The organism is Pseudomonas sp. HY7a-MNA-CIBAN-0227 (assembly GCF_040310325.1).
Taxonomy (GTDB): domain Bacteria; phylum Pseudomonadota; class Gammaproteobacteria; order Pseudomonadales; family Pseudomonadaceae; genus Aquipseudomonas.
Genome location: NZ_JBEOPT010000008.1, coordinates 153,532 through 172,545 on the forward strand (window position 1 = coordinate 153,532; position 19,014 = coordinate 172,545).

Here is a 19,014-nt window from a genome sequence, read left to right on the forward strand (position 1 = left end):
GCAGGTTTTAGGGCTACTGCGCAGCCCAGCGCGGCGATCCGACAAGCCCGCTCGCCGCAGGGCAACTTTCACATCCCTGTCATCCCCACGCCGCTAAATCGTCATCCGAAGGGCCCACTCTGAACTCCCCGTACTCGCATAGGGAGACTCGAAATGGCCCGGCAATACGAAGAAAGCAGCACCCTCAAGACTCGTCGCCAACAGGAAGACCAGCGCCGCATGGCGTTCCGTCGCGCAATTGAAGACCACTGTGACCAGCGCCAATTGCTCCAGGACATCACCGACTATCCGGAACTGCATTGGCAGGCGCCAGCGGCAGCCCTGCGAAGCGCTCAGCCAGGGCGCTGATCTGCACTCGCTCGCTGCGGATAAAGCCCAGAAACGCATGGGCCACTGGTGACAGGCGCTTGGCTTTGGCCTGCACCAGGCACCAACTGCGGTACAGCGGCAGTTCTTCTACCGGCAGCTCCTTGAGCCCGCCGGTGGCCAGTTCCAGGTTCAGGGCGTGGCGCGTCAGCAGCGCTACGCCCAAACCTGCGACTACGCATTCGCGCTGCGCCTCCGCCGAGGCCACTTCCACCGTCTGGGTGAAGTGCACGCGTTTTTCCTTGAAGTACTCTTCGCAGGCTTTGCGCGTCCCGGAGCCGGGTTCGCGCACTAGCAGCGTGTACGGTTCAAGATCCTGCAAGCGCAGCGTTGCTTGCTGACTCAGCGGGTGATCGGGCAGGGCCACCGCCACAATCGGGTTGTTGAGAAATGGCAGGAATTCCAGGCCCATGTCCTGGGGCACCATGGACATGATGACCAAGTCATCGCGGTTGTCGGAAAGCCTTCGAATCACTTGGGCGCGATTGACCACCGTCAGTTGCAGGTTAACTTCTGGATGTTGGCGCTTGAAGGCGGCGAACAGGTGCGGCACGAAATACTTGGCGCTGGACTCCACCGCCAGCTTTAGTTGGCCTTGCAACGAGCCCTGCATGTCCGAGAGCTGCATGTCGAGGTTTTCCAGGCGCCCGAAAATATCTCGGCTGGCCCGTTGCAGGGCTTCGGCGGCTTCGGTCATGTAGAGCTTTTTGCCGACGTAATCGAACAGCGGCTGACCTACCAGCTCTTCCAACTGCTTGATTTGCAGGCTGACGGCCGGTTGAGTGAGTGACATTTCCTCGGCTGCACGGCTGTAGGAGCGTAAATCACAGACCTCATTGAAAATCTGTAACTGACGCAATGTCATACGCATCAATGACTTACGCATTAATACAACGCTCCAGTAGGCTTCTATTGCGCTGACTATAAGTCTTTACTTATACACAACCCAATTATTATTGATTTTTGTTAATCCCTACATGCGCATAGTGTGTGTCACGCGACTGGCTTGAAACATCTGGTCACGCGCCGACCTGGTCTAGCAGGTCGAAGGTAGCCATCGGCTCAAGGGAATTTCCAAGTGATAACAAAGATCCTGATCGCCAACCGTGGTGAGATTGCCGTACGTATCGTGCGTGCCTGCGCCGAGATGGGTATCCGTTCGGTCGCGGTCTATTCCGATGCCGATCGCCACGCTCTGCATGTAAAGCGTGCCGACGAGGCCCACAGCATCGGTGCCGAGCCCCTGGCCGGCTACCTGAACCCGCGCAAGCTGGTGAACCTGGCGGTGGAGACCGGTTGCGACGCGCTTCACCCCGGCTATGGCTTCCTCTCGGAAAACGCCGAGCTGGCAGACATTTGTGCCGAGCGCGGTATTAAATTCATTGGCCCGTCGGCAGAAGTCATTCGCCGCATGGGCGACAAAACCGAAGCCCGCCGCAGCATGATCAAGGCCGGCGTGCCGGTCACGCCTGGCACCGAAGGCAACGTTGCAGACATCGCCGAAGCGCTGACTGAAGGCGATCGCATCGGCTACCCGGTGATGCTCAAGGCCACCTCCGGTGGTGGCGGTCGCGGTATTCGCCGCTGCAACAGCCCTGAAGAACTCGAACAAGCCTTCCCCCGCGTCATTTCCGAAGCCACCAAGGCCTTCGGTTCGGCGGAAGTGTTCCTGGAAAAATGCATCGTCAATCCCAAGCACATCGAGGCGCAGATCCTCGGTGACAGCTTTGGCAACGTCGTACATCTATTCGAGCGCGACTGCTCGATCCAGCGTCGTAACCAGAAGCTCATCGAAATCGCTCCAAGCCCGCAACTAACCCCTGAACAGCGCGCCTATATTGGCGATCTGTCCGTGCGCGCCGCCAAGGCCGTGGGCTATGAGAACGCCGGTACCGTGGAGTTTTTGCTCGCCGAAGGCGAGGTGTACTTCATGGAGATGAACACCCGGGTGCAGGTGGAACACACCATCACCGAAGAAATCACCGGCATCGACATTGTCCGTGAGCAAATCCGCATCGCCTCTGGCCTGCCGCTGTCGGTCAAGCAGGAAGACATCCAGCACCGTGGTTTCGCGTTGCAGTTTCGCATCAACGCCGAAGACCCGAAAAACAACTTCCTCCCCAGCTTCGGCAAGATCACCCGTTACTACGCTCCCGGCGGCCCCGGCGTGCGCACCGACACGGCGATCTACACCGGCTACACCATTCCGCCGTACTACGACTCCATGTGCCTGAAGCTTGTGGTCTGGGCGTTGACCTGGGAAGAGGCCATGGACCGTGGCCTGCGCGCCCTGGACGACATGCGCCTGCAAGGCGTGAAGACCACCGCCGCGTACTACCAGGAAATCCTGCGCAACCCGGAATTCCGTAGCGGCCAGTTCAACACCAGTTTTGTGGAAAGCCACCCTGAGCTGACCAACTATTCGATCAAGCGCAAACCCGAAGAGCTGGCCCTGGCCATCGCCGCCGCCATCGCCGCCCACGCAGGCCTGTGAGGAATACAACAATGTCCAAGACTCCTGTTTCCAAAAAAATATTCGTAACCGACACCATCCTGCGCGACGCCCACCAATCGTTGCTGGCGACCCGCATGCGCACCGACGACATGCTGCCGATCTGCGACAAGCTCGACAAAGTTGGCTACTGGTCCCTGGAAGTCTGGGGCGGCGCGACTTTTGACGCCTGCGTGCGCTTTCTGAAAGAAGACCCGTGGGAGCGCCTGCGCAAACTGCGTGCGGCGTTGCCTAACACGCGCCTGCAAATGCTCCTGCGCGGCCAGAACCTGCTGGGCTACCGCCACTACAGCGACGACGTGGTCAAAGCCTTCGTCGCCAAGGCCGCGGTCAATGGCGTCGACGTGTTCCGCATCTTTGATGCGATGAACGACGTGCGTAACCTGCGGGTCGCCATCGAAGCGGTGAAGGCCGCCGGCAAACACGCCCAGGGCACTATCGCCTACACCACTAGCCCGGTGCATACCATCGGCGCGTTCGTGGCCCAGGCCAAGCAAATGGAAGCCATGGGTTGCGACTCGGTGGCGATCAAGGACATGGCTGGTCTGTTGACCCCGTACGCCACGGGCGAGTTGGTCAAGGCACTGAAGACCGAGCAAAGCCTGCCAGTATTCATCCACTCCCACGACACCGCTGGCCTGGCCGCGATGTGCCAACTCAAGGCCATCGAAAACGGCGCCGACCATATCGACACCGCTATCTCCAGCTTCGCCTGGGGCACCAGCCACCCTGGCACCGAGTCGATGGTCGCCGCCCTTAAAGGCAGCGAATTCGACACCGGCCTGGACCTGGGGTTGTTGCAGGAAATCGGCCTGTACTTCTATGCCGTGCGCAAGAAGTACCACCAGTTCGAAAGCGAATTCACCGCCGTCGACACCCGCGTGCAAGTCAACCAGGTGCCGGGCGGGATGATCTCCAACCTGGCCAACCAGTTGAAAGAGCAGGGCGCACTGAATCGCATGAGCGAAGTGCTGGCCGAAATTCCACGGGTTCGTGAAGACCTCGGCTTCCCGCCGCTGGTAACACCGACTTCGCAAATCGTCGGTACCCAGGCGTTCTTCAACGTGCTGGCCGGCGAGCGCTACAAGACCATCACCAACGAGGTGAAGCTCTACCTGCAAGGCGGCTACGGCAAGGCGCCGGGCACCGTGAACGAAAAACTGCGGCGTCAGGCAATTGGCAGCGAAGAAGTCATCGACGTGCGCCCGGCGGATCTGCTCAAGCCGGAAATGACCAGGTTGCGCGGCGAAATCGGTGCATTGGCCAAGTCCGAAGAAGACGTGCTGACCTACGCCATGTTCCCGGACATCGGGCGCAAGTTCCTCGAAGAGCGTGAAGCCGGCACCTTGACTCCGGAAGTGCTGTTGCCGATTCCCGAAGCCGGCGGTGTCGTTCGTGCTGGCGGTGAAGGCGTGCCGACTGAGTTCGTCATCGATGTTCACGGTGAGAGCTACCGCGTCGACATCACGGGTGTCGGCGTCAAGGCCGAAGGCAAGCGCCACTTCTATCTTTCCATCGACGGCATGCCGGAAGAAGTGGTGTTCGAACCGCTCAACGAGTTTGTCGGTGGCGGCACCAGCAAGCGCAAACAGGCCAGCGAGCCGGGCCATGTCAGCACCGCGATGCCGGGCAATATCGTTGATGTGCTGGTCAAGGAAGGCGACGTAGTCAAGGCCGGCCAGGCCGTACTGATCACTGAAGCGATGAAGATGGAGACTGAAGTCCAGGCGGCGATTGCCGGCAAGGTCACCGCCGTTCACGTGGCCAAGGGCGACCGGGTCAACCCTGGCGAAATACTGATCGAAATCGAAGGCTGATACACAGCCTTCGAAACTACCGTTTAAACCTCGGGGGGCATGTGCCCCCTTTTTTTCGCCTGGGATAAGGGTATTTCAGAAAGCCATGGTCCATTGGCCCATGACGCCATGATTGCGGCTGTTACTGCCTATTTCGCCACTGTAGCCCACACCGATGGTATGGCGGGCTGACAAGCCGACATCCAGCCCGGCTTCGAGCATGAGACTGTCACGATCCAGGGCGCTACCTTCGACATTGAACCCCGTGCCACCCATCAGGAAGGCCTGGCGGGTGCTGCTGTCGACGTCGCCGTAGGTGTGTTTCCAGCCGGCACTGGCTCGCGGCGTGAGGCTGATGCCGTTTTCCAGCTGGCTCAGGTGCGCCAGGCGCAGACCGAAGGTGCTGCTGACGTTGTCCTGGGTTTGCCCGTCGACATGCAGGGCGGCGGCGCCGCCTTTTTCGTTGTAGCTGTCACGGTGGTAGCGCTGATAACCGAGGTTGGCGAACGGCTCGGCACTCAGGCGCCCGCTGCCCATGGCGTAGCCCAGTTCGACGAAGGCTTGTTGGCTGTTGGCGTCGTAGTCGCCTTTGGGGCGGTCGCTGAAACCGTTGAAGGCCACGGTGCGTTTGCTGTCCCCTTGGTGCCCGCTGTACGCAGCACCCAAGCGCAAGGCCAGCGGCCCGCTTTGGCGCATGGCGTAGACGCCGGCATGCCAGCTGTCTACGCTGCCGTCGACACCGGTGGTGTCCAGATCCGTCTTGGAGTAGCCGCCCAATACGCCCACGCGCCACTCAGGATTGAGCGCCCAATCGGCGCCGAGCACGCTGCCCTTGGTGCGTTGGGTCAGGCCGTCGCTGGCGTGGTCGCCGTCGAGCTTGCCGTAGCTGCCGATACCTTGCAGCCACAGGCGGCCCTGGGCGTTCGGATCGTTGAGATTACGCGCCGCAGCAGGAACACCGCTGGCGGCGAGAACCGGCGTGTCCTGCTGATCAAGACCCACCAGCAGCCCTGCGCCGCCACCCAATTGATGCATGGCCGCGAGCATGCTGCCGCCGACTTGGGCGCTGGCACCCAGGGTGGCGCTGGTCAGGTTGGCAGTGCTGCTGCCGGCCAGTTGCTCAATGGCCGCGCCCGCGCTGGTGTTGGTGGTGTTGAGCAGGGCGTTATACAGCGCGTTGTTCTTGCCCAGGCTCGCCAGGCTGTTGGCGGCACTGGTGCCGTTGCCGGTGCTGGCGAGCTGATTGAAGGCCACGTCGTTGCGGGTGTACGTCAGGCCGACCTGAGTGGCGCTGTAATCCAGGGTCGGGGTGAGGAAGGCATAGTCGCTGGTGACCTTGGCGAAGCTGCCGTTGATGCTGCCCGCTTGCAGCACCGTGTAGTGGCTCTGCCACGGGTAAGTGCCGCTGCCGGGATTGACCGCCAGGGTCGCGCCATTGAGGTTGGCGGTACCGCCGACCTTGATCGGGGCGCTGCTGCCGTCGGCGTTGACGCCATAGGCAAGGGTCGAGCCGCTGGTCATGGTCAGGTCGCGGGTGATGGTGGCGGTGCCGAGGGCGGTATTGGTCTGCAATGTCCCTTTTACGAGCAAGCTGGCGACACTGCCGCCACCGGCATAAACCCCGCCTTCATCGACGGTCATATTGCCGCTGATCCCGCCTTGGTTGATCAGCTTGGCACCACTGAAAATCTCGCCGCCGTCGCTGAAGTCACCGCTGCCGGTAAGGGTCCAGGTGCCTTGTTTGACGTTCAGCCATTCGAAGTTGCGACTGTCACCGAAGCTGGCGCCGGTCGCGTCATCCATTGTGAGGCGGTCGTACCCGGTGCCGCCGTCGACCACGCCGATAAAACGGCTGCCATTGCGCAGTATCAGGCTGTCATCGCCGCCGCCCAGGTCCAGGGCCAGGCCGTTGCTGCCACTGATGAGGCCTGCGTTGATCACGGTGTCGGCAAACTCGCCGACGAACTTCACGCCATAGCCATCCAGGCCCTGGAGGGTGCCGTGGTTTTCCAGGGTGGTGGCCGTCAGTCCCGAACCGTCGCTGCCGTCGTCCACGAGGATCGCGTTGTTGGCGCCACTGACCAGCGCACCGACACCATTGAATACATAGCCGCCGCCAAGGGCGATGCCTTCACTGCCGTTGGCAAAACCGTTCTTGTCGACGCCACCGGCCCCCACACCCTGAATTACTCCGTAGTTTTCGATATGGGCGATCTTGTCGATGTCCACGCCGTCACCGTCGCCATCGGGTTGCAGTCCGGAGAACGCTCCGGTGATGGTGCCGTGGTTGATCACCGTGCCGTCGCCGTCGGAACCAAAGCCCGAGCCATTGCGACCGATCACTGTGCCGTAGTTGGCCAGCGTTGCACCCAGGTCAGTGGTGATGCCGTGACGACCACCGGAAATGGTCCCGTAGTTGGTTACGGTTACGCCGCTGGCCGAATCAATGTCGACACCGTCGAACTTGTCATCCCGGGAGTGAGTATCGCCGGTGGAAATTTCGCCGTAGTTGGTGATGTTAGCGTTGGCACCGGTTTTCATGCCGTCACTGGCCTCACCACGAATCAGCCCGCCTGCGCGGTTGATGATGGTGGTGCTGACGTTGCTGCTGCGGATCGCGTCCAGGTCCAGGCCTTGGCCGGTGGTGGAGCGAATGGTGCCGCTGTTATCGATCAACAGGCTGCCGCTGGCGAAGTTGCTGTCGATGCGCAGCGCATCATTGGCGCCCTGGATCACCCCGCCTGCGCGGTTGTAGATGCTGTAAATGCGGGCGTTGGCAAGGTCGCCCGCACTGTCGATGGCCCGGCCACCGGTGGACGTGATCTTGCCCGCGTTGTCGATTACCACGCCCTTGGCGCTGGTGCCGTCCTTCAAGGTGACAGCAACTTTGGCGGTGGTGATGCTGCCTGGTGCCGAGATCGTCAACGAATCACTGCCACCCAGGGTTTGCGCGGTGGTGGTGGGTGTGTCGATCTGTACCGTCTTGACTGGGGCCGGGGCCGCTTCAATGTAACTGCTGCCGGCCAGCAAGGTGATGGCGAGCGCAAGACGATGGGGCAAAAAGGGCATGGCGGACGACCTTGTTGTAGGAAACGAGTCGACCTGTATAGCGCAGGGTTTTTACAGGATTATGTCGGGGAGATGACGGGTAAAGGATCTGCACTTTAATGCGGTTTTTTCGATGTCTGAACGACAAGTACGCATTTTATTGCGTCTATCAGTCTGCATAGATTAGATTTATGCACTATATTGCAAATCAGCCGACCTTAACTGATATTTAGGCGCATTAAATTGCAGATGGAATCGACTTTTAAACTGACGCTACAAGTTTTTGATGCCGGACTTTGGCAGGACGCAATGATCCTGGAGTTTGCCGAACCGCAAAGCGGTTTTGCCAGCCCTTGCCGTTTTGGATACGAGTCTGCCTATCTGGCTGATCACCTGGACCGAATTGAAACCCTGTTTGCTGCGTCAGTCAGCGTCAGAGTGCCGCCAACCTGGGGGCAGGAGTCGCTCAAGCATGCCCCCGCCTTCCTGTACGACATTGCACCGGCAGGTGCTGCCAAACGCTTCCTTTTAAATCGTATGGCCGGTGAAAAGCCTGACGGCATCAGTGCCGACTTGTTTCTGCTGGCGCGCAGTACGCCTGCTCCCATCGGGCATATGCGTATCAAGGAATCTGTTCGGGGGGAGGGCGGTCGGCCCGCCATCGGATTTGCACGCCAAGACGTCATCGAGCGTGATAACCGCTTCCTCGAATACGCCTATGAACAAGGTGCGGCCATTGGCGGTGCGACGGGTGCGGGCGGCGAGGCGCCCAAATTGCTCATGACTCAAAATCATGACGGGCTTTTGTATCCCGATGCGGTACTGGATGACGACCAGGTCAGCCAGCATTGGTTTATCAAGTTCGCTCGCAATCAAGGTTTACAGCGGGACCAAGATATTCTCAGAAGTGAATACCACTACTACAGGGCCCTGCAGTCGCTTGGGATTGAGACCGTCGCAGCCCAGGGGCTGGCGCTGGAGGAGGCCTCCAAGCCCAGTTTATGGATGCACCGATTTGATCGCGCAGTTGGCGTCCAAGGCGTGGAGCGTTTCGCGGTCGAGTCGATTTACTCGGCGGCAGGTGTCACGGCGCCCGGCAGTTCCATGGGCCATGTGAAGGTGGTGCACCTGTTGGTCGATTTATGGAAAGCAGCTGGCCAGGATGGTCAAGTGGCCGATTTGGTCGCCGATTATCTACGGCGCGACTTGCTGAACAAGATATTGGGGAACTCGGATAATCATGGGCGCAACACGTCCATCATCCGTGGGCAAGACAGCTTGCGCCTCGCGCCTATTTACGACCTGGCACCCATGGTCATGGATGATGAAGGCATCACCCGCACAATGAAATGGCCCGGCCTACTGGAAGTGGCGGGAGACATCAACTGGCGTGGTGTTTGCGAGGCCCTTTCGCAGGTGGTTGAACCCATTCAGGCCTTCGAACGGCTGCGCCAAGATGCCGAAGTACTGAGGGCTTTGCCGGACATTCTGGTTGCCAGTGGCTTGCCACAGGTGACCTGGAGTCACCCGCGCATCGCCCTGCGCGACTTGGACCAACGTCTGACCGACTGGGGGCTGAGATGAGTCTTTCCATTGAGCAACGTGCACTCGTCATCGAGAGCATCGAGCAAGGGCTGGCCCAAGGCACACTCGAAATAGGCGAAGCCGTACGCCGCCTGCGAACCGAAGTCACCGGCCTGCACCAAAGCCAGTTCGCCAAGATGTGCAAAATTTCTGTGCGCACCTTGGTGCATATCGAACATGGTGAGGGTAATCAGACGCTGAAATCGTTGAATGCGGTGTTCAGGCCGTTTGGATTAAAGATGGGGGTGGTGAAGGTTCGGCGCAGTATCTAGGCGACATTGATCGTTCTCACGAGTGGGAACGATCATTTGGCTAGCTGCGGCACTCAACCAGCGTCTTCAGTTGGCCCGAACCTGTCTGATTCTCATCCGAAAGCCACCGCTTGAATCCCGCCCCAATCGCTGGCCATTCCGAGTCCAGGATCGAATACCACGCTGTATCCCGATTCTGCCCCTTTACCACCATGTGCTGGCGAAACACGCCTTCAAAACTGAAGCCCAACCGCTCGGCCGCGTACTTGGAGCGGGCGTTGCCGTTGTTGCACTTCCACTCCAGGCGACGGTAGCCCAGTTCAAACGAATGCTTGGCCAGCAGGTACACCGCCTCGGTGCTTTTGGGCGAGCGCTGCATCGGTGCGCCGAAGGTGACGTGGCCGATTTCGATGCGGCCCTGGGCCGGGACGATGGACATCAGGCTGAGGATGCCTTGCACGTCGCCACTGGCGCGGTCGATCACGCAGAAGAAGTACGGGTCGCTGTTGGCCGCGTGGTTGTTCAACCAGGTATCGAAGGCGCCGCGCTCGGGGAAGGGGCCGTAGGGTAAATAGTCCCACAGTTTGGGATCGGCACCGGGGCCTTCGAGGGCTTGCCACAGGCCGTCGCCGTGGCGGACGGGGTCAAGCTTTTCCAGGCGGATAAAGCGCCCCTCGATGAGGGTAATGGTGGGTGCGGGAGCCCCTTTCCAGTCTGCAAGCGTTGTTGTCATGCGGCTCTCCTTAAAGACCTTTGCGAAACTGAATGAAGCCGGGGCGTTCGGCAATGCGTTCGTACAATTGGATGGCCGTGGCGTTGGTCTCATGGGTCAGCCAGTGGACCTTGCAACAGCCATCGGCCTTGGCGGTGGCGTAGACGAATTCGATCAGCTTGCGGCCTATGCCGGTGCCCCGTTGCGCTGGGTCCACCAGCAAGTCCTGCAGGTAGCAGGAGTTCTCGATGCTCCAGTTGGAGCGATGGTAGATGAAGTTGACCATGCCCACGGCCGTGCCGTCTTGCCAGGCCAGGGCCGAGTGAGTTGGCTCGTTGGCGTTGATCAGGCGCTGCCAGGTGCTCTGGCTGACGGCATCCGGCAGTTCGGTGTTGTAGAAGCGCAGGTACGCCTGCCACAGCGCCAGCCAGGCAACCTGGTCGGTGGCGCTAACCTGGCGGATCTCGATCGGGCTCATGATGGGGCTCCTTAAGGAATGAGTCGGGCGAGGGTCTGGTCGCGCACGTCGGTGCTGGCGGCCAACCCTTCACGAACACCGGCGATATCCGCCGCGCTGCGGTTTTGGCTGAGTTTGCGTTTGCCTTCCAGGCGCTGGATCGGCAGGGCGAAGCCGACGATGGCCTTGAGCATGCCTTCAATGTAGTCGGCCGGCGCGTCAGTCACCTTCCACGGCTGGGCACGGCCAGACTCGTGACGGTCGGTCAGGGCGCTGACCAGGGTGAGCAAGCGCTGGGCATCGGTGAACACCTCAGCCTGGCCGTAAGCATGCACCGCCAGGTAATTCCAGGTGGGCACCACTTTGCCGTGCTCGGCCTTGGCCGGGTAAAACGCCGGGCTGACGTAGGCCTCGGCGCCGGCAAAAATCACCAGCGCCTCGCTGCCATTCTGCAGGTCCTGCCACTGCCGATTGGCCTTGGCCAAGTGCCCGTACAGCGTGCCGCTAGGGCCTTCATCGGGGTTGAGCAGCAGCGGCAAGTGGCTGGCTTGCAGGCCATGTTCACCAAACGTCACCAACTGCGCCAAGCGTGTGTGCTGGATCAGTTGCTGCAATTGGGGCAAATCGTCGAGGGTGAAGGCACGGGGTGTGTACATGAAGATTTTCCTTGGCGAATGGTTACATCCTAGGCAGGCTAATGGTTCGTTGTAAGAGCCATCTTTGGTAAATTTGATAGGTCCAATTTTCTGGAATGCCTGCTATGCCTCCGATAGAGCCCCCACTGTCGTTCAACCCCGCCGGCATTGAGCTGGACCGTCGCCAGGGCCTGACGCACCAGCTTTACCAGGTGTTGCGAATGCGGGTGCTGGATGGGCGGCTGGTCAGCGGAACCCGGCTACCGGCCAGCCGCGACCTGGCGATGGCGCTGTCGATCTCCCGCAACAGCGTGGTGCGCGCCTACGACCAGCTCTACGCCGAAGGCTTTATCGAAGGGCGGGTCGGCGACGGGACTTATGTGGCTCAATTGCCGCAAACCCCAGGGGCAGCCAAAAAACTATCCACAAAACCATCCACAGGGTTATCAACAGGCTTATCCCCAGCCTTATCCACAATTGCACCGAATTCACCTGGATTTTCATCCAGTGAAGTTATCCACAGCCCGGCGTTGGGGCGGCTGGAAAACAACCATTTGCCCCTGCCACCCACCGGCCCGCCGCGGGCTTTTCGCGTCGGCGTACCGGCCTTCGATCTGTTCCCGTTTGACGTATGGGCCAAGCTGAGTGCGGCTTTCTGGCGCAAGCCAGACCTGCAGCAACTGTGTTATGGCGACCCGGCGGGGGATGAGCGACTGCGTGGGCTGATAGCGGCCTACCTGCGCAGTTCCAGGGGTATGCAATGCACGGCTGAGCAAATAGTGATCACCAGCGGCGCGCAACAGGCAATTAGCCTTTGTGCACAGCTGCTGGTGGCGCCTGGGGACACGGTGGCGATTGAAAATCCGGGCTATCGGGCGGCAGGTCACGCCTTCGCCATTGCCGGGGCGAAACTCCACGGCGTGGCGGTGGACAGTGACGGCATCGACTGCACCGCATTGAATGCACTCAGTGCTTGTCACCTGGCCTACGTCACACCGTCCCATCAGTACCCGATGGGCGTGGTCATGAGCCTGGCCCGGCGCCTGGAATTGCTGGCCTGGGCCGAGCGCAGCGGCGGCTGGATCGTCGAGGACGACTATGACGGCGAATACCGCTACAGCGGCGCGCCCCTGGCACCGTTGGCGGCCTTGGACCGCAGCGGGCGAGTGCTCTACGTCGGTACCTTCGGCAAAGTCGCCTTTCCCGCGCTGCGCCTGGGTTACCTGGTGCTTCCACAGGGATTGGTGAATGCCTTCGCCCAGCGCCGCGCCGTGGACGTGCGGCACTCGGAAGTCAGCACTCAGGCGGTAATGGCCGAGTTCATGGCGGCGGGGCATTTTCAGCGACACATCCGGCGCATGCGTCGCGCCGCGCTGAGCCGGCGCAACGCCTTGCTGGCCGGCTGGCCCGTCGATGTGCCAGGCGTGGGCAGCCTGCCCAACGTCATGGCAGGGCTGCACCTCACGGTACGAGTCGACAGCCTGGCCCGTGAGCATGAGTTGCTGGACCAGGCCCGCGCGGTGGATGTCGAGATCAATGGCTTGAGCAATTATTGGCTGCCCGACTCCAGCACTGCGCCTGATCAGCGCGCCGGGCTGGTGTTGGGTTTTGCTGCTGTGCCCGAGGCCGCCATCGCCGCTGCGCTGGTGCGGTTGCGCAGGGCGTGGCAGGTCCGATAACGCACCGAGTGCTCAACCTTGAGGGTGTGTGGCTCAGGTCCCGGATTTGATCTTGGTCCAGACGCGGGTCCTGGCGCGTTCGGCGTCACGGCCCAAGGGTTTCAAGGTGTACAGCGTGGCCATTGCTGCCTCGGTGGGGTACAGGTTGGGGTTGTTGCGGATCGCCGGGTCGACCAACTCGGTGGCATCCTTGTTGGGGTTGGGGTAGCCGACGAAGTCGCTGACGGGAGCAATCACCTGGGGTTGCAGCAGGTAGTTGATGAAGGTGTAGGCGTCCTGCGGGTTTTTCGCGCCCTTGGGAATGGCGAGCATGTCGAACCAGATCGGCGCGCCTTCCTTGGGCAGGCGCATGTCCACGGTCACGCCGTTCTTCGCCTCCTTGGCGCGGTTGGCGGCCTGGGAGAAGCTGCCGGAGTAGCCGACCGCCACGCAGATGTCACCGTTGGCGATATCTGCCATGTACTTGGAGGAGTGGAAGTAGGTGATGTAGGGGCGGATTTTCATCAGCAGCGCTTCGGCCTTGACATAGTCCTTGGGGTTGCTGCTGTTGGGGTCCAGGCCCAGATGCTGCAAGGCCAGGGGCAAGATTTCCGAAGGCGAATCCAGCAGGGCGACGCCGCACTGCTTGAGCTTGCTGATGTTCTCTTCCTTAAAGATCAGGTCCCAGCTGTCCACCGGCGCGTCGGTTCCCAGCGCGGCCTTGACCTTGTCCGGGTTGAAACCGATGAGGATGGTGCCGTACATGTAGGGCACGGCGAATTTGTTACCGGGATCGTTGGTTTCGATCAGCTTCATCAACTTGGGATCGAGGTGGTTCCAGTTGGGTAACTGGGCGCGGTCCAGGGGCTGGAACACCCCGGCCTCGATCTGCTTGGCCAGGAACACATTGGACGGTACCACCACGTCATAGCCGGAGTTGCCGGTCAAAAGCTTGGCTTCCAGGGCTTCATTGGTGTCGAAGATGTCGTAGACCAGCTTGATCGCAGGGTTCTGCGCCTTGAAATCCTCCAGGGCCTTGGGGGTGATGTAGTCGAACCAGTTGTAAACCCGCAGGGTTTTCTCTTCGGCCTGGACGGTGCCCCCAAGGAGCGCAGCGCACAGGAGCAGATACTTGAGCGTGTTCATTGTGCAGATCCCTCGTGTTCAAAACCTTCGAGTACGTTGACGGCATTGATGCCGATTTCTTCCACGGCGTAGCCGCCTTCCATCACGAACAGCGTCGGCTTGCCCAATTGGGCGATGCGTCGGCCCATCGCCAGGTAGTCCGGGCTGTCGAGCTTGAACTGGGAAATGGGGTCGTCCTTGAAGGTGTCCACGCCTAGGGAGACCACGATGATGTCAGCGCCGTAGCGGTCGATCTCCTGGCAGGCCTGCTCCAGGGCCGCGCTCCAACTGTCCCAGCCTGAACCTGCCGGCAGCGGATAGTTGAAGTTGAAGCCTTCGCCAGCCCCTTCGCCCACTTCGTCGCCATAGCCCAGGAAAAATGGAAACTCCGCCTCCGGGTGGCCGTGGATCGAGGTAAACAGCACGTCGCTGCGCTCATAGAAAATCGATTGGGTGCCGTTGCCGTGGTGGTAATCCACATCGAGGATCGCGACCTTTTTATGGCCTTGGTCGAGAAATGCCTGAGCGGCGATGGCGGCGTTGTTGAGGTAGCAATAGCCGCCCATCAAGTCGCCGGCGGCGTGGTGTCCCGGTGGACGGCACAGGGCAAAGGCGCTACGGGCGCCTTGTTGGATGGCCTGTTGAGCCGTCAGCGCCACTTGAGCGGCGCTGTAGGCTGCTTGCCAGGTGCCGGCGGTGATCGGCGCGCCACCGTCGAAGCTGTAATAACCCAACTGGCCATGCAGGCTAGTGGGCAACACGCGGCGCAAGGTGCGGGCAGGCCAAGTGTAGGGCAGCAGGTCGCCGTCCTGGCCAAATTCGGTCCAGCGTTGCCAGGCACCTTTGAAGAAGTCCAGGTAGTCGCGGCTGTGGATGCGTTGCAGCGGTGCCAGGCCAAAGTCCTGGGGCGCCCGCACCGGGCCCAGGTCGCGATCCTTGACCCGTTGCAGTACATGGTCGGCCCGGGAGGGCATTTCGAAGCAGGGCATCAATTGCCCGTCCATCAACTCGCAACGGCCGTGGTGCAGATGATGATCGTCTGAGTAGATCGTCAGCATATTGTTGTTCTCCAAAGGCTCACGGGTGTGCCTTGCAGTGTTGCGGCGTGCCGGGTTTTGGAGAACGGCAGGGGCGGCCAAAAGGGGATCAATATGGCCAATGTATGTGTCCGTTATTCGCCCCTCAATGAAGCAGCCGCGCCCACCCATGGCGCATCAAGGCCGAAACTGACTCGGTGCGACTCCGCTCCAGCGAATAAAGGCATGCCGGAAACTGGCGGTTTCGCTGAAACCCAGTTGCTCGGCGATCCGGTAGATCGGCAGTTCATCCGCTCCCAACAACTGTTTGGCCCGCTCGAAGCGTAGCTCGTCCAGCAGTTCCTGGTAGCTGCAGCCCAGGTCATGGAGATGGCGGCGCAAGGTGCGGGGGGAACAGTTCATCTGCTCGGCCAATCCATCAATGCCCGGTGCCGCGTTTAATTGTGCGCCGAGCAGCAGGCGCACCCGCCCCAGCCAGGCCTGGCGTCCGGTGAACTCGGTGTTTTGCTTGCGGCAGCGCTCGGCCATGGCCTGGTGGGTGATGGCATCGGCCAGGGGCAATGGCTGATCAAGCCAGTGCCGGTCGAAGGCGAAGGCATTGGCGGTGGCTTCAAACTGCAATGGGCAGTCGAAGCTCTCGGCATAACGCGTCTTGTAGTCGGGGGCGCAGTGTTCGAACCGGGCGCCGAGCAAGGGCAGGGGCTGGCCAAGCAGATCGTCACAGATGACTTTCAGCGAGACCAGGCAAAACTCGACATTGAACTCAGTCAGCGCCGGATTTTCCCGATAATCGCTGGCAGTGAACCAGATCCGTTGGCCGTCTTCCTCCAGGCGCAACTCAAAAAGTGTTCCCAACAGCGCCGGGTAGCGCAGGGCCTGGCGCAAAGCGTCACCGAAGGTGGCACTGGTCAGTAGCGCATAGCCAAGTATGCCGTAGGACGACACATGCATGCGCTGGCCCAGTTCCAGGCCGATGTCTCGGCGTAGGGCCACGGCATTGGCGCAGACACGCATCTCCTGATTGGTGGTGATGCGCGTGTCAGCACGGCTCAAGTCCGCGCCACAGATACCGCTGCCGGCCAGCAGCGCCTCGCTGGGTACGCCTTCGGCCTTGAAGGTATTGAGTACCAGTGAGACAGCGTTGAGGGTGGTGAGGTGAGAGTGAAGCATGGAGGCTTCCAGCCAATGGTTGGCTGGAAGAGAGCAAGTTACATGCCGCAGCCGCTGACGATCAGTTCAGCTCGCCACACAGGTCCAGTTCCACCAGTCGGCGGATTTCGGCGGATGCAAGCCCGGCACCGATCAATGCATTGAGCTTGCCGAACGCTGCTTCACGGGTCATGCCGCCGCCCGACAACACGCCAACGCCACGCAAGCGGCTGCCGGCCTCATACACATCCAGCTCCACACCGCCTTCATGGCATTGGGTAATCGCCACGACCACGACGCCCTGATCCCGGGCCCGCTTGAGGCTGGCGAGAAACTCAGGGTTATCGCTGGGCCCGGTGCCGCTGCCAAAACATTCCAGCACCAGTGCTTGAATGCCGCTGTTGATCAGGCCATCGAGTTGCGCAGCGTCAATGCCGGGCACCAGGGGCAGCACGCCGACGCTGGCGAGTGCTTTATCGTGACGATAACTCAGGGCCTGGGGAATTGAATCGGCCTTGGCCACGCCGCTGTTGCGCTGCAAGGTGGCAAACGGATGCCGGCCAAAACTGCGAATCTTCGCGCAGCGGGTCGGGGCCAAAAGCTCGCCATGGAAGTACAGCTGAACACCCGGCGCCAGGCCGTTGCCCAGGGCAACCAGGGCACCACTGACGTTTTCCCAGGCATCGCTGTCGGGCACGCCGGCCGGCAACATGGAACCGGTGAACAGCACCGACGCCGGCAGGCCCAGCAGTTGGAAGCTCATGGCGGCCGCGCTGTAGGCCAGCGTGTCGGTGCCGTGCAGGATGAGCACGGCATCGTAGCCTTCATCCACCGCTTCGATCACGGCGATACGCAAACGCTGCCAGTAGGCGGGGGTCATGTTGGCGCTGTCGATTAGCGGCGACATTTCCCGCAAGCGCCAGGCGGGCACTTTGAGTTGAGGTTGGCTGGCGAGGTAATCGGCCATCCGCGCTTCAAAACCGGAGGCAGGGACCAGGCCGTTGGCGCTGGCCTGCATGCCGATGGTGCCACCGGTGTAGAGCACCATGACGTTGTGTGAAGGGGGCATCGAAAAAATCTCCTGAACGAGTACACCGCGTGGCCCAGAGCATGCCCAAGGCCACGCGGCGTGTCACCTTTAGCGTTGCGCTTGGGCGACCGGTTCAGCGCTGGCCTGCGACGTTGGCGCAGGCTTCAGCGGGGTGGCTGGCCAGGCGTTCAAGTCCAGGTCCAGATCCGGGAACTGGCTGGAATCAAATACCGGGGTCTTGATACCCGCAGCGCGTTGGTCGTCGTAGTCGCGCAGGATGCGCATGGCGATCTTGAACAGCAGCGCCAGGGCGATCAGGTTGACGAACGCCAGCATGGTCATGGTGATGTCGGCGAAGGCAAACACCGTGCTGAGGTTTTCAATAGAACCCCAGAAAATCAGCACCAGCACCAGGGCGCGATAGCCGATCAGTGCCTTGCGGTTTTCGCCGATCAAGAAGCGCAGGTTGCTCTCGCCCAGGTAGTAGTTGTACAGAATCGAGGTGAACACAAACAACGCCAGGGCTACCGAGATGAACATCCGGCCCCAGTCACCGACCACCGCCGCCAGGGAGTTCTGGGTCAGGGCAATGCCGTCACCTTCAAAGCCCGGCGTGTAGAAACCCGAGAGCAGGATCAGCAACGCGGTGCAGGTGCAGATGACGAAGGTGTCGAGGAACACGCTGAACGCTTGCACGACGCCTTGAGCCACCGGGTGTTCCACCGAGGCCACGGCGGCGACGTTGGGCGCACTGCCAAGGCCGGCTTCGTTGGCAAACACGCCGCGTTTCACACCCATGATGATGGCGCTGCCCACCAGGCCACCAAAAGCCTGGTCCAGGCCAAAGGCGCTCTTGACGATAGTCATCAGCATGGCCGGCACCTGGTCAAATTGCAGCACAATCACGTACACGGTCACGGCGATGTAGACCAGGGTCTTGATTGGTACCAGCAAGTCGGCAATCGAGGCGATCCGCTTGATCCCACCGACGAACACCAGGCCCAGCAGCACCGCCAGGCCCAGGCCTGTGTAAGTGGTATCGAGGCCAAAGGCGTTGTTCAGCGAGTGGGTCACGGCATGGGCTTGCAGGCCGTTGAAGGCAAAGCCGAAGGTCACCAGCAGCAGGAACGCCATGACCATCCCCAGCCAGCGCTTGTGCAGGCCATGCTGGATGTAATAGGCCGGGCCGCCACGGTATTGGCCCTCGGAATCGCAGCGCTTGTAGAGCTGGCCGAGAGAGCACTCGATAAAGCTTGAGGACATGCCCACCAGCGCGGTGACCCACATCCAGAACACGGCGCCGGGGCCGCCCAAGGTTACGGCGATACCGACGCCGGCGATGTTACCGGCACCCACTCGGCCGGCGAGGCTGAGCATCAGTGCCTGGAACGAGCTGAGTTGGCCAGCGCTGCTTTTCAGGCTGTTGCCAAACACCGAAAACATATGAAAAAAGTGACGCAGTTGAACGAAACGCGAGCGGATCGTGAAGTAACCACCGAGCCCGACAATGAGCACGATCAGTACTTTCCCTGAGAGGAAGTCGTTGATGACTTCAAGCATGGAGTATTCCTCGCTGATTTTTCTAATGGCAAACCCTGAACGGCGCGATTCGCCGCAATGCACCAGGCAGTGCACGACGGTTCGACCCAATCCT

At 60.9% G+C, this 19,014-nt stretch carries 16 protein-coding genes; 6 read left to right on the forward strand and 10 right to left on the reverse strand.

All coding sequences use genetic code 11. The features are described 5' to 3' along the window. The first annotated feature begins 153 nt into the window (after positions 1 to 153). The gene (locus tag AAEZ06_RS15495) at positions 154 to 348 is read left to right on the forward strand and encodes a PA3496 family putative envelope integrity protein (RefSeq protein ID WP_149412525.1); all 195 of its coding nucleotides are present in this window, start codon (positions 154 to 156) and stop codon (positions 346 to 348) included. On the opposite strand, the gene AAEZ06_RS15500 is transcribed toward AAEZ06_RS15495, so the two are convergent. Beyond that, positions 278 to 1,237, reverse strand: coding sequence for a LysR family transcriptional regulator (locus tag AAEZ06_RS15500; protein ID WP_178114376.1), 960 nt, complete (start codon positions 1,235 to 1,237; stop codon positions 278 to 280). The two genes, AAEZ06_RS15495 and AAEZ06_RS15500, sit on opposite strands and share 71 nt — an antisense overlap. A 207-nt stretch (positions 1,238 to 1,444) precedes the next feature. On the opposite strand from AAEZ06_RS15500, the gene AAEZ06_RS15505 reads away from it, so the two are divergent. After that, complete coding sequence (locus AAEZ06_RS15505; RefSeq protein WP_133100693.1) at positions 1,445 to 2,860, forward strand: acetyl-CoA carboxylase biotin carboxylase subunit; 1,416 nt, start codon at positions 1,445 to 1,447, stop codon at positions 2,858 to 2,860. An 11-nt stretch (positions 2,861 to 2,871) separates the two neighbouring features. Continuing rightward, entirely contained in the window at positions 2,872 to 4,695 is a 1,824-nt protein-coding gene (oadA, locus tag AAEZ06_RS15510; RefSeq protein ID WP_350615110.1) for a sodium-extruding oxaloacetate decarboxylase subunit alpha, read from the forward strand. A 75-nt stretch (positions 4,696 to 4,770) separates the two neighbouring features. On the opposite strand, the gene AAEZ06_RS15515 is transcribed toward oadA, so the two are convergent. Then, a complete protein-coding gene (locus tag AAEZ06_RS15515; RefSeq protein WP_350615112.1) occupies positions 4,771 to 7,743 on the reverse strand; it encodes an autotransporter outer membrane beta-barrel domain-containing protein in 2,973 nt (990 codons plus the stop codon). Between the two features lie 228 nt (positions 7,744 to 7,971). On the opposite strand from AAEZ06_RS15515, the gene AAEZ06_RS15520 reads away from it, so the two are divergent. Together AAEZ06_RS15520 and AAEZ06_RS15525 are read left to right on the forward strand one after the other, a co-directional pair. Next, positions 7,972 to 9,306 (forward strand): HipA domain-containing protein, encoded by a 1,335-nt coding sequence (locus tag AAEZ06_RS15520; protein ID WP_350615179.1) that lies wholly within the window; start codon positions 7,972 to 7,974, stop codon positions 9,304 to 9,306. Next, the gene (locus tag AAEZ06_RS15525; RefSeq protein WP_149412530.1) at positions 9,303 to 9,578 is read left to right on the forward strand and encodes a helix-turn-helix domain-containing protein; all 276 of its coding nucleotides are present in this window, start codon (positions 9,303 to 9,305) and stop codon (positions 9,576 to 9,578) included. Before AAEZ06_RS15520 ends, AAEZ06_RS15525 begins: the two co-directional genes overlap by 4 nt. A gap of 40 nt (positions 9,579 to 9,618) precedes the next feature. Here AAEZ06_RS15525 and AAEZ06_RS15530 read toward each other — a convergent pair whose 3' ends face one another. From AAEZ06_RS15530 to AAEZ06_RS15540, 3 genes are read right to left on the reverse strand one after another with little or no spacing between them, the layout of a single operon-like run. Beyond that, on the reverse strand, positions 9,619 to 10,290 hold the full coding sequence (locus AAEZ06_RS15530) for a GNAT family N-acetyltransferase (RefSeq protein WP_350615114.1): 672 nt from the start codon (positions 10,288 to 10,290) through the stop codon (positions 9,619 to 9,621). Between the two features lie 10 nt (positions 10,291 to 10,300). Next, on the reverse strand, positions 10,301 to 10,747 hold the full coding sequence (locus tag AAEZ06_RS15535; RefSeq protein WP_350615116.1) for a GNAT family N-acetyltransferase: 447 nt from the start codon (positions 10,745 to 10,747) through the stop codon (positions 10,301 to 10,303). 11 nt (positions 10,748 to 10,758) lie between these two features. Further along, positions 10,759 to 11,382 (reverse strand): FMN-binding negative transcriptional regulator, encoded by a 624-nt coding sequence (locus AAEZ06_RS15540; RefSeq protein WP_149412533.1) that lies wholly within the window; start codon positions 11,380 to 11,382, stop codon positions 10,759 to 10,761. A 104-nt stretch (positions 11,383 to 11,486) separates the two neighbouring features. Between AAEZ06_RS15540 and pdxR the strand changes: the two genes are divergently transcribed. After that, complete coding sequence (pdxR, locus tag AAEZ06_RS15545) at positions 11,487 to 13,040, forward strand: MocR-like pyridoxine biosynthesis transcription factor PdxR (protein WP_149412534.1); 1,554 nt, start codon at positions 11,487 to 11,489, stop codon at positions 13,038 to 13,040. Between the two features lie 33 nt (positions 13,041 to 13,073). On the opposite strand, the gene AAEZ06_RS15550 is transcribed toward pdxR, so the two are convergent. From AAEZ06_RS15550 to AAEZ06_RS15570, 5 genes are all read right to left on the reverse strand, one after another. After that, positions 13,074 to 14,165, reverse strand: coding sequence for a polyamine ABC transporter substrate-binding protein (locus AAEZ06_RS15550; protein WP_350615118.1), 1,092 nt, complete (start codon positions 14,163 to 14,165; stop codon positions 13,074 to 13,076). Beyond that, entirely contained in the window at positions 14,162 to 15,202 is a 1,041-nt protein-coding gene (locus AAEZ06_RS15555; protein ID WP_149412536.1) for a histone deacetylase family protein, read from the reverse strand. Before AAEZ06_RS15555 ends, AAEZ06_RS15550 begins: the two co-directional genes overlap by 4 nt. 156 nt (positions 15,203 to 15,358) lie before the next feature. After that, the gene (locus AAEZ06_RS15560; protein ID WP_149412537.1) at positions 15,359 to 16,351 is read right to left on the reverse strand and encodes an AraC family transcriptional regulator; all 993 of its coding nucleotides are present in this window, start codon (positions 16,349 to 16,351) and stop codon (positions 15,359 to 15,361) included. Between the two features lie 61 nt (positions 16,352 to 16,412). Continuing rightward, positions 16,413 to 17,399, reverse strand: coding sequence for an asparaginase (locus AAEZ06_RS15565; RefSeq protein WP_149412538.1), 987 nt, complete (start codon positions 17,397 to 17,399; stop codon positions 16,413 to 16,415). A gap of 69 nt (positions 17,400 to 17,468) precedes the next feature. Continuing rightward, entirely contained in the window at positions 17,469 to 18,920 is a 1,452-nt protein-coding gene (locus AAEZ06_RS15570) for an alanine/glycine:cation symporter family protein (protein ID WP_149412593.1), read from the reverse strand. Positions 18,921 to 19,014: the final 94 nt, after the last annotated feature.

Bases quoted from the DNA above. Each gene is read 5' to 3' on its own strand.
- AAEZ06_RS15495 (WP_149412525.1), top strand. From the start codon at position 154: ATGGCCCGGCAATACGAAGAAAGCAGCACCCTCAAGACTCGTCGCCAA.
- AAEZ06_RS15500 (WP_178114376.1), bottom strand. From the start codon at position 1,237: ATGCGTATGACATTGCGTCAGTTACAGATTTTCAATGAGGTCTGTGAT.
- oadA (WP_350615110.1), top strand. From the start codon at position 2,872: ATGTCCAAGACTCCTGTTTCCAAAAAAATATTCGTAACCGACACCATC.
- AAEZ06_RS15515 (WP_350615112.1), bottom strand. From the start codon at position 7,743: ATGCCCTTTTTGCCCCATCGTCTTGCGCTCGCCATCACCTTGCTGGCC.
- AAEZ06_RS15520 (WP_350615179.1), top strand. From the start codon at position 7,972: ATGGAATCGACTTTTAAACTGACGCTACAAGTTTTTGATGCCGGACTT.
- AAEZ06_RS15525 (WP_149412530.1), top strand. From the start codon at position 9,303: ATGAGTCTTTCCATTGAGCAACGTGCACTCGTCATCGAGAGCATCGAG.
- AAEZ06_RS15530 (WP_350615114.1), bottom strand. From the start codon at position 10,290: ATGACAACAACGCTTGCAGACTGGAAAGGGGCTCCCGCACCCACCATT.
- AAEZ06_RS15535 (WP_350615116.1), bottom strand. From the start codon at position 10,747: ATGAGCCCGATCGAGATCCGCCAGGTTAGCGCCACCGACCAGGTTGCC.
- AAEZ06_RS15540 (WP_149412533.1), bottom strand. From the start codon at position 11,382: ATGTACACACCCCGTGCCTTCACCCTCGACGATTTGCCCCAATTGCAG.
- pdxR (WP_149412534.1), top strand. From the start codon at position 11,487: ATGCCTCCGATAGAGCCCCCACTGTCGTTCAACCCCGCCGGCATTGAG.
- AAEZ06_RS15550 (WP_350615118.1), bottom strand. From the start codon at position 14,165: ATGAACACGCTCAAGTATCTGCTCCTGTGCGCTGCGCTCCTTGGGGGC.
- AAEZ06_RS15555 (WP_149412536.1), bottom strand. From the start codon at position 15,202: ATGCTGACGATCTACTCAGACGATCATCATCTGCACCACGGCCGTTGC.
- AAEZ06_RS15560 (WP_149412537.1), bottom strand. From the start codon at position 16,351: ATGCTTCACTCTCACCTCACCACCCTCAACGCTGTCTCACTGGTACTC.
- AAEZ06_RS15565 (WP_149412538.1), bottom strand. From the start codon at position 17,399: ATGCCCCCTTCACACAACGTCATGGTGCTCTACACCGGTGGCACCATC.
- AAEZ06_RS15570 (WP_149412593.1), bottom strand. From the start codon at position 18,920: ATGCTTGAAGTCATCAACGACTTCCTCTCAGGGAAAGTACTGATCGTG.